The sequence below is a fragment of the Trinickia sp. genome, assembly GCF_051954495.1.
Classification (GTDB): Bacteria; Pseudomonadota; Gammaproteobacteria; order Burkholderiales; family Burkholderiaceae; genus Trinickia.
Window position 1 is genome coordinate 1 of sequence record NZ_JBQCHR010000055.1, and the last position, 13,236, is coordinate 13,236.

Genomic DNA, 13,236 nt, shown 5'->3' on the forward strand with positions numbered 1-13,236 from the left:
GCCGAAATGCCCTTCTCGGCAATCAGCATCGTCTTCACGCGCGTGACGAGGTACGAATCGTTCGCCCGAACGGAAAACTCCGTCTTCGGCCCGATAACGAGCTCGTTCACGATCGCCTCGACATTCCCCACCCCGCGCGTAATCTCTTCCGCACGCTGCTTGGCAGCCGCGGTCGGCACCTCACCCGTGAGCAGCGCACGCCGGTTGAACACCGTCACGTCCACATGCGTTGCATCGCCCAGTTCGTTCGCGATCTGCGAATACGCCTTCACCTGGATCTCGCGATCCTCGGTTTGCGTGCCGAGCGTGCGGCGATCGGTCGCCATCAACGCGCTACCGCCCGCCGCGCCGGCCACCGCCAGCACACATCCTTGCAACGACGCCACCAATGCCGCCGCCGTCGCTGCCGCCAGCGTGCTCCGCACCAGCGTCTTCATGACGCGATCTGCCCTCATCAACGAACTCCCCTTCGAAGTCAATCTTCGCCGAGCAACATGGCATCGATGCCGTCGCACAGGCAGTGAATAGCCAACAAGTGCACTTCATGAACACGCGCCGCCCGCTGCGACGGCACGCAAATTTGGATATCGGTGTCGGCCAGCGCTTCGCTCACCTTGCCGCCATCGCCGCCCGTCAACGCAATCACGAACATCTCGCGCTCGTGCGCTTCCGCAATAGCTTGGAGCAAATTCGGCTCGTCGCCGCCCGATGCAATCACGAGCAGCACGTCGCCGGCATGGCCCAACGCGCGAATCTGCTTCGCGTAGACGGAATCGAATCCACCGCCGGCGCTCAGCGCCGTCAACACGGCGGAATCGGCCGTGAGTGCGATCGCCGGCAGGCTCGGGCGCTCGCGCTCGAAGCTCGCGATCAGCTGCGCGGCAAAGCGCTGCGCGTCGGCCGCGCCCGCGCCGTTGCCGCACGCGAACACTCGGCTGCCGTTCGCGACCGCGCCGAACATCGTGTCGATGGCCGCGGCAATCGGCATCGATAGCGCGTCGAGCGCCTCGAGCTTCAGGGCGGCGCTTTCGCGAAAATGCTGTTGAATTCGTTCGACTGACATCGGTTCTCTATTCTGCCGGCCCCGTCGATACGCGGCCGTTTCTCGTCAGCGGGCAAGTTTACCGTACTCACCCCGCCCTTCCCGCCTTTTAACTGCCGTCCTCGCGAAAGGCGTCCCGCAGCCACACAAGCCGCCGCCCTTCGAACACGACGGCATCGAAGCGGCACGGGCCGGTATCCCCGCCGCGCCCCGCCAAAAAATACCGCGCGGCCAAGAGAATGCGCTGCCGCTTGTGCACGCCGATGCTCGCCGCCGCCCCGCCATAGCGGGAGCCCGCCCGCGCGCGCACTTCGACGAACACCATGGAGCCGTCCCGGTCCCGCATGACGAGGTCGATCTCCCCGCCCCGGCAGGTGACGTTGCGTGCCAAGAGCCGCAACCGCTGCCGCCGCAGGTAATCGAGCGCCAACGCCTCGAATTCGGCTCCGATGCGTTTCGACCCACCCCGCCCGGAAAAGTTGTCCCCGCCTTCGGCGCCGCCCCCGTTGGCGTGCCGCGGCGTTCGCCCCCGCGCCGGCGTCCCCCGCCGCGCGTGGCACAATGACGGCCTTCCTTCGCTCGTCCGCGTTTCTCGCTTCATGTCCGACCTCCTCGATCTCGCGCAGCGGCAGCAGTACCCTTCCGCCACGCTCTATGTCCTTGCAACGCCGATCGGCAACGCCGCCGACATCACGCTGCGCGCGCTGCACGTGCTCGGTCTCGTCGATCGCATCGCGGCCGAAGACACGCGCAATACGGGGCAGTTGCTCGGGCTCTACGGCATCTCGAAGCCGCTCCTGGCCGTGCACGAGCACAACGAGCGCGAAGCCGCGGCACGCGTCGTGCAATGCCTGCGCGCGGGCGAACGTGTGGCCTATGTGTCCGACGCCGGCACGCCCAGCGTGTCGGACCCGGGCGCAAAGCTCGTTGACGCCGTACGCGAAGCCGGCTTCGCCGTCGTGCCGCTGCCAGGCGCAAGCGCCGTGACGACAGCCGTGTCCGCCGCCGGCGACTTCGTCGGCACGTTCTCGTTTCTCGGCTTCATGCCGACGAAGGCCAAACAGCGCGCGGCCTACTTGCAGCCGCTCGTGGCCCACCCGCATGCGATGGTCTTCTACGAAGCGCCCCACCGGATCGTCGAAACCGTGCAAGCGCTGGCCGATTCGCTCGGCGGCGACCGGCAACTGCTCATTGCACGCGAATTGACGAAATTACATGAGGCGATTCATCGATGCACCCTAGCCGAAGGGCCAACGTGGCTTGCCGCCGATCCGAACCGGCAACGCGGGGAGTTCGTGCTCGTCGTTCAAGGCGCACAGGCTAAGCAAGAGGAAGACGAGACGGCGCATGACGCGCTGCTCGCGTTGCTGCTTGAAGAAGTGTCGGTCAGTACGGCGGCTCGGCTCGCGGCGTCGATCACGGGAGCGTCGCGCAACGTGCTCTATTCGCGGGCGTTGGAGTTGTCGAAGGGCGAGGGTTGAGAGGCAGCAGCGTTCGTCATATCGAGATTTAGTTAGTAGTCCCGAATAGCTTCACCTTTTGAGGTGACGAAACGCCTGACGCAGAGCCGAAGTCATTTAGTACTCCTGAATGTTCTCACCGAAACAAAAACAGCGCCCATCAGGCGCTGTCTTCCATCAACCATCGCTGCCGCGAACCACGGCGGATAAACCTCAGTTATCCCCGCCCTTCGAACCATTGCTCGCCAGCATTTCTCCGCGTGCCGCACGCGCTTCTTCCTGCGACAGCCCTTCGATCTGCACGCGAGCCGTACCGGCATGAGCCAAGCCCAGCACCTTCGCCGCGGCGTACGACAAATCGATGATCCGCCCGCGCACATAAGGCCCGCGATCGTTGATCTTCACCACGACGGACTTGTTGTTGGACGTGTTCGTCACGCGCACATAGGCAGCGAGCGGCAGCGTCTTGTGCGCCGCCGTCATCGCGTTCATGTCGTAACGCTCGCCGCTGGCCGTCTTGCGGCCCACGAAGTGCCGCCCATACCACGAGGCGCGACCGACTTGCTTGAAGTCGGAAACGTCCGGCGTGTTGTCGTCGATGGGCTTCGCGCTCGAGAGCGATTTGTCCTTCCCGTTGCCGACAGGCGCCGCTACGCCCCCGAATGCGAGGGGTGCGCCCGCTGCTTGCGCCGCTGCGGGAATGTTGCTTGCGCTCCCGGTCTGGGTCGCTGTCGGCTGCACTGCACAGCCCGTGAAGGCGCCGGCGACAAAAAGCATCCCCAGCGATCGACACAATCGATGTTTCATATGACGTTTAGCCAATCTGTCGAGCCGCAGCGCACCCAGCATTTCGCATGGCGATACGGCTCGGGCAAGCGAGCACATGACGACACCCGCGCTCGAAGCGCGTGCGGCGGTACGATACTCGGCTGCAGCCCAGTTCGGCTGCGTGCTGCCCGGTTGGTGTTCACGTCTGGCGGCTGTCCCCGGCAGCAACCAGACCCCACACGCCGCCATCGAACATGGCTACCACGTTCTCGCGCGCCCGCAGGCGCCAGGAACGGCGGCGTTGGCCTGCCCAACGTGACGGCCGAAGGCCGCCTCAGGCGCGCGGCGCCTGGCTGGGCAAGACGTGTGCATCGAACTTCGTCGACACGGAGAGAAGCCGCAAACGCGACTTCGAACTTCAGATGACAGCGACCGGCGGGCGCGAGTTCCACGCAAGGGCCGGATCGCTCGTAGAGCGGCGCAGGACTCTCCCTGCGCATAGTGCTGACGCATTGTAGCAGAAAATCACGGCAATCTGCTTGCGGCGGTGGCGGACGTCATTGATTCGATCTATCGGCGCAACAATGGACATTGCCGATAGGCCATTCGGCCGAGCAGCGCCGCCATGGGGCGGCTGGTACCATCCTTCTTTTCCGCGCTGCCCGAATGGAATGCGCCTCAATCGTTTCGCGCTCACCACCGCATCGAACGCTCACCCCGAGACTCACCGAACATGAAGGTCTATGTCATCCCCGTCACGCCGTTCCAGCAAAACTGTTCGCTCGTCATCTGCGAGGCGACGCAGCGCGCGGCCATCGTCGATCCGGGCGGCGATCTCGAATTGATCGAGCGTGCAGTCGCGGAACACGGCGCCACCGTTGAAAAGGTTCTGCTCACGCATGGCCACGTCGATCATTGCGCCGGTGCGAAAGCGATTGCCGCGCACTACGGCGTGCCGATCGAAGGACCGCAGGAGGACGAGCGCTTCTGGATCGATCAGTTGCCCAGCCAAAGCGTGCGGTTCGGCTTCGGCCATGCCGAAGCATTCGAGCCCGATCGTTGGCTGACGGACGGCGATACGGTGCAGTTCGGCGAGGAAACGCTCGACGTCTATCACTGCCCCGGTCACACGCCCGGCCACATCGTGTTCGTCAGCGCGAAGCACCGCGTGGCGTTCGTCGGCGACGTTCTATTCGCCGGTTCGATCGGCCGCACCGATTTCCCACGCGGCAATCACGCCGATCTGATCCGCTCGATCCGGACGAAGCTCTGGCCGCTCGGCGACGACATCACATTCGTCCCCGGCCACGGCCCGACTTCGACGTTCGGCGAGGAACGCCGCACGAACCCCTACGTTGCCGACGGAGTGAGCGCGTGACCGCCGAAATTTACGTCAGCACCGACATCGAGGCCGATGGCCCGATCCCCGGCCCGCACTCCATGCTCAGTTTCGCGTCGGCGGTCTACACCGAGGACAAGCAGCTGATCGGCACGTTCTCGGCAAATCTCGAAACGCTGCCCGGCGCGAAGGCCCACCCGGTGCAAGAGGCTTGGTGGAAGACGCAGCCCGAGGCGTGGGCCGCGTGCCGCGCGGATTTGCGCCAGCCCGAGGAGGCGCTCGTCGCCTACGTCGAATGGGTCGAGGCGTTGCCCGGCAAACCGGTGTTCGTCGGCATGCCGGCGGGCTTTGATTTCACGTTCATGTTTTGGTACATGATGCGTTTCACGGGGCGCTGCCCGTTTTCCTGGTCGGCGCTCGATATCAAGACGCTCGCCTTCGCCATGACCGGCCTGCCCTATCGCAAAAACATCAAGCCGCGCATGCCGAAGCATTGGTTCGATGAACATCCGCATACGCACGTGGCGCTCGACGATGCGATCGAGCAAGGCGCCCTCTTTTGCAACATGCTGAAGGACTTGCGCTTCATGCAGCAGGCCTCGGCCACCGCAGCCGAGGCCAAAGCCAGCAGCGAGGAAGCCGACGCCAAAGGCATAGGGCAAAACGACGCCGAGAGCCCGCCAAATTAGGGAAAATCCCTCCTTCATCCGCCATTCGATTGCCTTTTGTTTCTTCCGCCACTAATATCGGACGCAACGGCTGTCGCAATCAAGGCTGCCGTCAATAACGCGGAGGCGCGGATGTCACTCGATACGTTTTCTCAAAAAATCCTGCGCCTGCTTCAGCTCGATGCGCGACGCTCGGTGCAGGAAATTTCCGACCAAGTCGGGCTATCGAGCACGCCGTGCTGGCGGCGAATCAAGGACATGGAGCAGTCGGGCGTCATTCAGCGCTACACGGCGCTGCTCGATCGCGAAAAGCTCGGGCTCCACGTCTGCGCGCTCGCCCATATCCATCTCACTCGGCATACCGAAGGCGGCGTCGAACAATTCGAACGCGAGATCTCGACCTGCGCCGAAGTAACGGAGTGCTACAGCACCACGGGCGAAGCCGATTACATCCTGAAAATCGTCGCGCCAGACATCAAAGCCTACGATTCGTTTCTGCACGAGCGCATCTTCAAGATTCCCGCCGTCGCGCAGGTCCGCACGAGCGTGGTGCTGCGCGAAATCAAATTCGACACGCAGTTGCCGCTTTAACGAGACGCGAGTGGTTCCGACTATCCGTATCCGGATCGTTCAGGCCGTTAAGCCAGGCGGACGATTCGAGCGACCGAACTAGTCGGCGCCTTCCGCCGCCCGCCTTCACGCATGCTTCGGCGCGCGAGCGCCGACATCGGCCGTCGACGACGAGATTTGCCGCTGAAGCGTCACGTTGCGGGCCCCAAGCTTCGTCTTGAGCGCCGCCAGGTCGATCCGGTTGATCAACTCCGCATCGTGCACGCGGTCGGCCAGCGGGTCGGCTGCCAAGGTGATGTCGACGTCTAGTCCCGAACTCAGATAGTGAACGTTCAGCCCCGCGGCTCGCACGCCGTACTTCGTCAATTCGGCGTCGACGAGCGCGGCCACGGCCACGCGCGTCGGCAAACGGGCCGGCGGATGCGAGACAGCGTCGTTTTCCGGGTCGACGTGAATCAAGGCGTCGAGCACGCGCTTATCGGTCATGACGCTGGCGCGCGCCGATTCGGCAATGTAGTGCCCCTCCGAAACGGAGATGAGCGGATCGACCAGGATATGAGCGTCGACGAGCGCGAGATCGCCCGTCTTGCGCGTGCGCAGTTCGTGCACGTCGCGCACGCCGGCCGTGCCCAGCAAGAGCTTGCGAATGTCGGCCGTGGCGGTTTCGTCGAGTGCGCGGTCCGATAGGTCCTGCAAGGCGTCCCAGCCGAATACCCAGCCCATGCGCGCGACGAGGAAGCCGACGATCGCCGCGGCGATCGGATCGAGCAAGCGGGCGCCGAACAGGCTGCCGACGATGCCCACGGCCACCACGAGCGACGACGCGGCGTCGGAGCGAGCATGCCACGCGTTCGCGATCAGCATGGCCGAACGCACGCGCTGGGCGTGGCGCAGCATGTAGCGAAAGAGCCCTTCCTTGCAGACGAGCACGAGCACGGCCACCGCCAGCGCGCTCACATGGACCGCCGGGATGTTGTCGACGTTCGCGAGCCGCGTGCCGGCGCGCCAAAGCATGCCGATGCCCACCGCAACCAGCAGGCCGCCGAGGAACAGCGACGCCACCGTTTCGTAGCGGGCGTGGCCGTAGTTGTGATCGGCATCCGGCTTCTCGGCGCTCGCGCGATTGGCGATCAGCACGATGAAATCCGAGATGAGATCGGCCAGCGAATGCACCCCGTCGGCGATCAACGCCTGCGAATGCGCGAAGATCCCGATCACGATCTGCAACGTCATCAGGACGAGGTTGACCACGACGCTCGCAAAGGTGCTCTTGCGCGCGACGGCATGTTTTTCGGCGGAATCGTGTTCGGCGGGATGAGCGTGCATCGGAAACGGTAGGCGGCTTGGTAACGTGTCGTGTTTTTTTTCGATTCTACCAAGCAAGGCGCGTCCGCGCTGTGACAACTACACCGTTTCTTCTTTCAAATCATGAGCTTATGAGAACGCGACGTATTCTTATTTCGCGTCTCGTCCACAACTGCCCTTCTTGCATTGCACTGCGCGAGCCGGGCCCGAATGTTTTCATTAGACAAATAAAAACCGCGAACCCCGACGGGTTAGCGGTTCTCATTGATGTTCCGATCTGCAAAGGCAAATGGCAATGACGGCAATGGCGCCGGCGCTTAAGCGCCGACCGCCATCCGTTCGGCCTATTGCCTATTACTTTTGAATCAGGAACTGATCGCGATCTTGCCCGGCGATCCAACGCGGCGGCTTGCCACGGCCCGACCACGTATTGCCGCTCGCGGGGTCGCGATACTTCGGCGCCACGCCGGCACGGGGGCGGCCGGCCTTCGCATTTTTACCGCGGCCGCCGCCGAGTTCGGCCAGCGTAATGCCGTAGTCAGCCATCTTTTGTTTGATCTCGTTCAGCACTTCGGCGTATTCCTTCGCCTTCGCCTCTTCGATCTGCTTCTCCAGCTTCTCTCGTTGGGCGAGAAGTTCCTTGTAAGAAGACATACGTTCCCTTGTGGTTTCGAAAAATGGCGCCGATCTCATGCCGGGTATTGCCATCAGAATGCGTGGTGCCTCGGATATTTCGGAAGCGAGATTAGCACAAAAGACAAGCGAACGAAAAGCCCGAAAACACCTTCACCGAAAAAGATTCTCACTGATTTGTTTCACTCATTCGTCACCGATCAGCCGGATCTCAAATTACCCAATGCAAGTGCATCTCATATTTCCAGCGCAATGAGAACGAACTGAGAACACAACTTTCAACGCATGAAACCGATTCGACATATTCGAGATAAAGTTTTCATGGAATGAAAGGATAACGCACCAGCGCGGTTTTTCCGGCACACCGCTCAATATCGCCGCCCTGATCTGAGTCCGGCAGGCCGGATGCTCCCCTCGTTTTCCCTATTAGTACATGACGGTAGCCACTATTTGGCCTGTTCGGCAATGCACTGCGCCAGCGCGCGTTCCAGTTCGGGCATTTCGCTCTTCGCCGAATCGAACGCGTGGCGGCGGCGCTGACCGTCCACTTTCAAATCGGCGCCATATCGATCGACGCCCGCCAATCGCACCTGCGCCGGCCGGCCGATGTGCCGATCGAAGTAATCGATCAGCGCCGTTTCATCCTCGTCGGACAGTGGCTCTAGCGGATCGAGTTCGGCCGCGTCGAGCCATCCCATTGCGCCGAATCCTCCGATGTAGCGCATACGCTCGATTTCGAGCACGCGAAAAGAAAAATCGCCGAGCGCGAGGTACCGCTCCGCATCGGGGTGATAGCGCAGATAACGTCGAACGAGCGCCGGTTCCAGCCCGCCCGGCACGAATTGCCCGAGCAGCGTTAGTCGCTCTCCGTTGAGCACGTCGTCGCCCGGCGGCGTATCGACGACGAGAAAGCCGGCCCGCCGATCGATCTCCAGATTGCGCGCGTGCTCGGCCAAACGGCTCACCAGCACGACAGGCCGGTGCTGAGCATCGAGCGCGAACGGCAGCGCGGTGGGATACGGGAAGCCGAGCGGTTCGCGTGAATGGGTGGCCAATGCGCCGATCGGCTTGCGATGCAATAAGTGCAGCGGCGCGTGTGCGGAGATATTCATCGGTCGTTTTCCTTTTGGTCTCATGCGCTTTGGCTTGTCAGCGCGATGTAAGCGCCTCCGCTAAAATCGGCGCTTCGCTTTTTCATTCATCGTAGCGTTTATTCGCGCGGCTGCTTAGCCGGTTTGCGCGAGTTCGCGCCCTTTTTCGAGTTTTTGCATTCGTTCCGTGACGCAAACCACTTCGTCGCCGTCGCCCATTCCCACCGCTCACGGCAATCTCGCCCCGGCCGCGCGCGAGCGTGCGCGTTTCGCCACCATGGCGCTGTTTTTCATCGCCGGCATGGCGTACGCGTCGTGGGGGGTGCATGTGCCCACGGTGCGGGACAAATTCCAGCTCGATCCGGCCATGCTGTCCGTCGCGCTGTTCGTGCTGACGGGCGGCTCGATCGCGGCCACGGTCGCGAACGCAAAATGGATTGCGCGCGCCGGCACGCGGCGCGCTTGTCTCGTGGGCGGCCTCGTCATGTCGGCCAGTATGGCGCTCATTCTGGCCATGCCCACTTATGCGCTGCTCCTGCCCGTGCTCGCCGCGTTCGGTGCGGGCATGGCCACGATGGATGTCGCGATGAACGCGGAAGCCAGTGCCGTCGAACAAGCGCTCGGGCGGCCAATCATGTCTTCGCTGCACGGCATGTTCAGCCTCGGCGGGATGATCGGCGCGGGCATCGGCGGCCTCGCGTTGTCGCACGGCATGGCCAGCGCCGTGCATATGCTGCTCGCGGCGCTGGTGTGCGTGGTCGTACTCGTCGTCGCGTGTCCGGCTGTTCTGCCGCATATCCCGCACACGGAGAGTCATCACGGCGGCGCTCGCGCCAGCCGCTGGCGCTCGCCCGTGCTATGGGCGCTCGGCGCGGTGGCGTTGATCGCCTTGATCGCAGAAGGGGCGATGTACGACTGGGCCGCCGTCTACATGCGCGACGTCGTGCGCTCGACGCCGGCGTTCGCGAGCGCGGGCTACGCGGCTTTTACCGGCGCGATGGCCGCCGGGCGCTTCGCGGGCGACGTCGTACGCGCGCGGTTCGGCGCGGTGCAGCTCGTGTTTGCAAGCGGGTCGATCGCGTTCGCCGGAATGGTCGCGGCGCTCGTGCTGCCGTTCTCGGTCACGGCGCTGATCGGCTTTGCGATGATGGGCATCGGCCTTGCCAACATGATGCCGGTACTGTTCGCGGCGGCCATGCGCGTGAAGGGCATTCACGCCGCGGAAGGGCTCGCCCATGTGGCGAGCATCGCCTATGTCGGGCTGCTGTTCGGGCCCGTCCTGATAGGCGGAGTGGCGCAGGTAGCGAATCTATCGATCGGCCTGGCCGTCGTGGCGCTGTGCGCGGCGCTCGTCGCGGTAATCGGGCCGCGTGTGCTCAAACGCCTGGGCGTCTAACGCATGGCCCGCCAATACAAAGGGGCGCGCACGCTCCAAGCGTACGCGCCCCTGCGTCCTGTCGAAACGCTGGCCAGCCTCGGCGGCCGGCCATTGCTTCGATCCGTCAGGCTCTAGCCGATTACATCGCCACTTCGTTCAGCAGCGACTTCTTGCCAGCCTTGTAGTTGTACAGCGAGATCACGCCGTGCTTCAGGTCGCCGTGCGAATCGAACGTCGTTTCGCCGATCACGCCCTTGTAGTCCGTCGCGGGCATCGCTGCCAGGATCTTCGCCGGATCGACCGAGTTCGCACGCTTCATCGCGTCGACGATGATGTACACGGCGTCATACGTGAACGGCGCGTAGATCTGGATCGGCACGCCGAAACGCTTCTGGAACTTCGCTTGGAACTCTTCGCCGGCCTTGCCCATCTTCTCGAGCGAACGGCCTGCTTCCGAGCACACGATGTTGTCCGTCGCGTCGCCGGCCAGCGTGGCCAGCTGGTCGGTACACACGCCGTCACCCGCGAGGATCTTCGCCTTGATGCCGAGCTGCTTGGCTTGCTTGGCGAACGGGCCGCCCGTGGCGTCCATGCCGCCGTACATGATGGCGTCGGGGTTTTCGCCCTTGATCTTCGTCAGAATGGCGCGGAAGTCGACTGCCTTGTCGTTCGTCGCGTCATGCGACACGACTTGCATGCCGAGCGACTTGGCCGTCTTTTCGAATTCGTTCGCCAAACCTTGACCGTAAGCCGTTGCGTCGTCGACGACCGCGACCTTCTTCAGGTTCAGCGTCTTAGCCGCGTAGTTCGCGAGAGCCGGGCCTTGCTGCGCATCCGTCGCCACGACGCGGAACGTCGTCTTGAAGCCTTGCAGCGTGTATTGCGGGTTCGTTGCCGACGGCGAAATCTGAACGATGCCTGCATCGCTGTAGATCTTCGAAGCCGGGATCGTCGTACCGGAGTTCAAGTGGCCCACGACGGCGACAACCTTGTCGTCGACGAGCTTCTGCGCAACCTGCGTAGCCGTACGCGGGTCAGCCGCGTCGTCTTGCGCGTCCAGTTGCAGCGTGATCTTCTGGCCGCCGATCGTCAGGCCCTTCTTGTTGATTTCCTCGACGGCGAGGCGAGCGCCGTTTTCGTTATCCTTGCCGAGGTGGGCGATTTGGCCCGTCAACGGCGCGACGTGACCGATCTTGACGACTTCGTCTGCCACGGCGCCCGTTGCCATCGTCGCGAACATCATTGCAGCCGCGCTGATCGGCAACAGTTTTTGCATCTTGCTATTCATGTAAGTCTCCGGTTTCGGTCCCAAAAACGACGTGATCACCCTAATCCCCGCCTTCCTCTTGTCTGTGTCGAAGGGGCAATTACGCCGGATGCATCGTCATGCACTTGGTTGGGCACGCCAGCCTGCTTGTTCGTGACAAGCCACGCCTTCGTGCTGCGCGCAAGTGTAGGGCAACAAATTAAAGTTGGGGACTTTTTTGAGAAACTGGGATGACTACTAATAGCGCGCACAGCGAAAATAGCCTGATGAATTCGGGCGCCCTGCCCGCAAACGCAGTGCGCATGCGGGTTTCCGAGCAGACCCCGTGTACCGTCCACTGCGCGTGACACTCCATCCAATTGTCATGAAAGCGCGCCGACGCGTTGATCGAGATCAAAAATAATCCTGAGTTCGGCATACAAACGGCATTCAGTCACGCCAAGCCCGAACCGGTAATACGACGTTCCGTAGACCGGTTATTCCACTGCGATGGATCGAGAAACCCGTTCGGAAGCCGCATGCCATTCGGCAGCGAGCGCGTCGATAAGCTCGGCGGCGCCGCAGCCCGCGCGCCGGCCACGCAGGAGCGGCGCGCCTTGTCCCGCCCAGAGCGAAAGATAATCGCCGCGGTCGGCTCGCGCCGCCGCTTGACGCAGCTCTTGCGTCAACGCGTTTTGCACGGGATACGGCGCCACGCGCTCGGGTTCGGCCTCGAGCCGGTTCATGAGCGTGTTGCGTATGCCGCGCGCATAGCGGCCCGTGATCGCGCGCGTCACCGCCATGTCCGTGTCCGTGCTGGCCGCGAGCCGCCTTCTCCAATCTTGCACGGCAGCGCTTTCGGCGCACGTGAGAAAGGCTGTGCCGAGCTGCGCGGCTTGGGCGCCCAGTGCGAGGGCGGCGGCAATGCCGCGTCCGTCCATGATGCCGCCGGCCGCCAGCACCGGAATATCGAGCGCATTGACGAGTTGCGGAACGAGCGCCATGGTGCCGACGAGCGGGTTTCGGTCGGCGTCGATAAAGGTGCCGCGGTGTCCGCCTGCTTCGCTACCTTGCGCGCACACGGCGTCGGCGCCGGCATCGCGCCAGGCCAGGCCCTCCGCCACGTGCGTCGCCGTGCCGATCACGTAGCTGCCCGCCGCCTTGAGCCGGGCGACGTCCGCCGCATCGAGCACGCCGAACGTGAAACTGACGACGGGCACGCGCAACGCGATGACTTGATCGAGCTGGTCGCGAAACGCGGGCGCATACCGCTCGGGCGCGCGCCCCGGCGGCAGGCCCAGTTCGGCGCGCAGCGGATCGATCGCGGCCAGCGCGCGGCGCACCGTGGCGTCGTCGGCCGCGGCCGGGCCCAGCACGAAGAGGTTGATGCCGAACGGGCGAGGGGTCGCCGCGCGAATTTCCGCCACTTCGGCGGCGATCTTTTCAGGCGTCATCGCCCCCGCGCCGAGGCTGCCGAGCGCGCCGGCTTGGCTCGCCGCCGCCACGAGAGCCGGTGTCGTCGCGCCCACCATCGGCGCCTGGACGAGCGGCAGGCGTAAGCCGAAACGCCGGGCGAACGGGGTGGAGGCGGCGGTCGTGTTCGTGCTCATGGGTAGGCTCCGGACGCCTCGAAAACTGGGAGACGTCAATTAGATCAAGGACTTCCGATGCGGCTGCCAGGCTGCGCGGCGGGGGCGACGCTCGCGCAACGTTTGCGCACCGGCGCGGATGCGCTC

At 63.7% G+C, this 13,236-nt stretch carries 14 protein-coding genes; 5 read left to right on the top strand and 9 right to left on the bottom strand.

The features are described from left to right. The 3 genes from ACTHNR_RS08825 to ACTHNR_RS08835 form a co-directional block, all read right to left on the bottom strand. A partial coding sequence (locus tag ACTHNR_RS08825; RefSeq protein WP_440547200.1) for a BON domain-containing protein occupies positions 1 to 455 on the bottom strand: 455 nt, incomplete at its 3' end. A gap of 20 nt (positions 456 to 475) precedes the next feature. Then, positions 476 to 1,063: an SIS domain-containing protein gene (locus tag ACTHNR_RS08830; RefSeq protein WP_440547201.1), complete on the bottom strand. Its 588-nt coding sequence runs from the start codon at positions 1,061 to 1,063 to the stop codon at positions 476 to 478. Between the two features lie 88 nt (positions 1,064 to 1,151). Beyond that, a complete protein-coding gene (locus tag ACTHNR_RS08835) occupies positions 1,152 to 1,604 on the bottom strand; it encodes a YraN family protein (RefSeq protein ID WP_440547232.1) in 453 nt (150 codons plus the stop codon). 37 nt (positions 1,605 to 1,641) lie between these two features. Here ACTHNR_RS08835 and rsmI point away from each other — a divergent pair, with 37 nt between their 5' ends. Continuing rightward, positions 1,642 to 2,523: a 16S rRNA (cytidine(1402)-2'-O)-methyltransferase gene (gene rsmI / locus ACTHNR_RS08840; RefSeq protein ID WP_440547202.1), complete on the top strand. Its 882-nt coding sequence runs from the start codon at positions 1,642 to 1,644 to the stop codon at positions 2,521 to 2,523. A 192-nt stretch (positions 2,524 to 2,715) separates the two neighbouring features. Here the strand turns inward: rsmI and ACTHNR_RS08845 are convergent, their stop codons facing one another. Then, positions 2,716 to 3,309 (bottom strand): septal ring lytic transglycosylase RlpA family protein, encoded by a 594-nt coding sequence (locus tag ACTHNR_RS08845; RefSeq protein ID WP_440547203.1) that lies wholly within the window; start codon positions 3,307 to 3,309, stop codon positions 2,716 to 2,718. Positions 3,310 to 4,003: 694 nt separating this feature from the next. Between ACTHNR_RS08845 and ACTHNR_RS08850 the strand changes: the two genes are divergently transcribed. The 3 genes from ACTHNR_RS08850 (at position 4,004) to ACTHNR_RS08860 (ending at position 5,868) form a co-directional block, all read left to right on the top strand. Then, on the top strand, positions 4,004 to 4,648 hold the full coding sequence (locus tag ACTHNR_RS08850) for an MBL fold metallo-hydrolase (protein WP_440547204.1): 645 nt from the start codon (positions 4,004 to 4,006) through the stop codon (positions 4,646 to 4,648). Beyond that, positions 4,645 to 5,298 carry an exonuclease gene (locus tag ACTHNR_RS08855; protein WP_440547205.1) on the top strand — a complete coding sequence of 218 codons (654 nt, stop codon included), beginning with the start codon at positions 4,645 to 4,647 and terminating at the stop codon, positions 5,296 to 5,298. The genes ACTHNR_RS08850 and ACTHNR_RS08855 overlap by 4 nt, the downstream gene beginning before the upstream one ends. Before the next feature lie 111 nt (positions 5,299 to 5,409). Then, a complete protein-coding gene (locus ACTHNR_RS08860; RefSeq protein WP_440547206.1) occupies positions 5,410 to 5,868 on the top strand; it encodes an Lrp/AsnC family transcriptional regulator in 459 nt (152 codons plus the stop codon). Between the two features lie 105 nt (positions 5,869 to 5,973). Here ACTHNR_RS08860 and ACTHNR_RS08865 read toward each other — a convergent pair whose 3' ends face one another. The 3 genes from ACTHNR_RS08865 to ACTHNR_RS08875 form a co-directional block, all read right to left on the bottom strand. Beyond that, positions 5,974 to 7,173: a cation diffusion facilitator family transporter gene (locus ACTHNR_RS08865; RefSeq protein WP_440547207.1), complete on the bottom strand. Its 1,200-nt coding sequence runs from the start codon at positions 7,171 to 7,173 to the stop codon at positions 5,974 to 5,976. 333 nt (positions 7,174 to 7,506) lie between these two features. After that, on the bottom strand, positions 7,507 to 7,806 hold the full coding sequence (locus tag ACTHNR_RS08870) for an H-NS histone family protein (protein ID WP_440547208.1): 300 nt from the start codon (positions 7,804 to 7,806) through the stop codon (positions 7,507 to 7,509). Positions 7,807 to 8,231: 425 nt separating this feature from the next. Continuing rightward, a complete protein-coding gene (locus tag ACTHNR_RS08875) occupies positions 8,232 to 8,897 on the bottom strand; it encodes a HugZ family protein (protein WP_440547209.1) in 666 nt (221 codons plus the stop codon). 166 nt (positions 8,898 to 9,063) lie between these two features. Between ACTHNR_RS08875 and ACTHNR_RS08880 the strand changes: the two genes are divergently transcribed. Continuing rightward, entirely contained in the window at positions 9,064 to 10,272 is a 1,209-nt protein-coding gene (locus tag ACTHNR_RS08880) for an MFS transporter (RefSeq protein WP_440547210.1), read from the top strand. 121 nt (positions 10,273 to 10,393) lie between these two features. Here the strand turns inward: ACTHNR_RS08880 and ACTHNR_RS08885 are convergent, their stop codons facing one another. Both ACTHNR_RS08885 and ACTHNR_RS08890 read right to left on the bottom strand, forming a co-directional pair. Beyond that, positions 10,394 to 11,542, bottom strand: a complete 1,149-nt coding sequence (locus ACTHNR_RS08885) for a branched-chain amino acid ABC transporter substrate-binding protein (RefSeq protein ID WP_440547211.1) — start codon at positions 11,540 to 11,542, stop codon at positions 10,394 to 10,396. 455 nt (positions 11,543 to 11,997) lie between these two features. After that, positions 11,998 to 13,110, bottom strand: coding sequence for an NAD(P)H-dependent flavin oxidoreductase (locus tag ACTHNR_RS08890; protein ID WP_440547212.1), 1,113 nt, complete (start codon positions 13,108 to 13,110; stop codon positions 11,998 to 12,000). Positions 13,111 to 13,236: the final 126 nt, after the last annotated feature.

Coding starts and splice junctions, on each gene's coding strand:
- ACTHNR_RS08885 (WP_440547211.1), bottom strand. CDS start 11,542: ATGAATAGCAAGATGCAAAAACTGTTGCCGATCAGCGCGGCTGCAATG.
- ACTHNR_RS08850 (WP_440547204.1), top strand. CDS start 4,004: ATGAAGGTCTATGTCATCCCCGTCACGCCGTTCCAGCAAAACTGTTCG.
- ACTHNR_RS08830 (WP_440547201.1), bottom strand. CDS start 1,063: ATGTCAGTCGAACGAATTCAACAGCATTTTCGCGAAAGCGCCGCCCTG.
- ACTHNR_RS08845 (WP_440547203.1), bottom strand. CDS start 3,309: ATGAAACATCGATTGTGTCGATCGCTGGGGATGCTTTTTGTCGCCGGC.
- ACTHNR_RS08890 (WP_440547212.1), bottom strand. CDS start 13,110: ATGAGCACGAACACGACCGCCGCCTCCACCCCGTTCGCCCGGCGTTTC.
- ACTHNR_RS08865 (WP_440547207.1), bottom strand. CDS start 7,173: ATGCACGCTCATCCCGCCGAACACGATTCCGCCGAAAAACATGCCGTC.
- rsmI (WP_440547202.1), top strand. CDS start 1,642: ATGTCCGACCTCCTCGATCTCGCGCAGCGGCAGCAGTACCCTTCCGCC.
- ACTHNR_RS08875 (WP_440547209.1), bottom strand. CDS start 8,897: ATGAATATCTCCGCACACGCGCCGCTGCACTTATTGCATCGCAAGCCG.
- ACTHNR_RS08860 (WP_440547206.1), top strand. CDS start 5,410: ATGTCACTCGATACGTTTTCTCAAAAAATCCTGCGCCTGCTTCAGCTC.
- ACTHNR_RS08870 (WP_440547208.1), bottom strand. CDS start 7,806: ATGTCTTCTTACAAGGAACTTCTCGCCCAACGAGAGAAGCTGGAGAAG.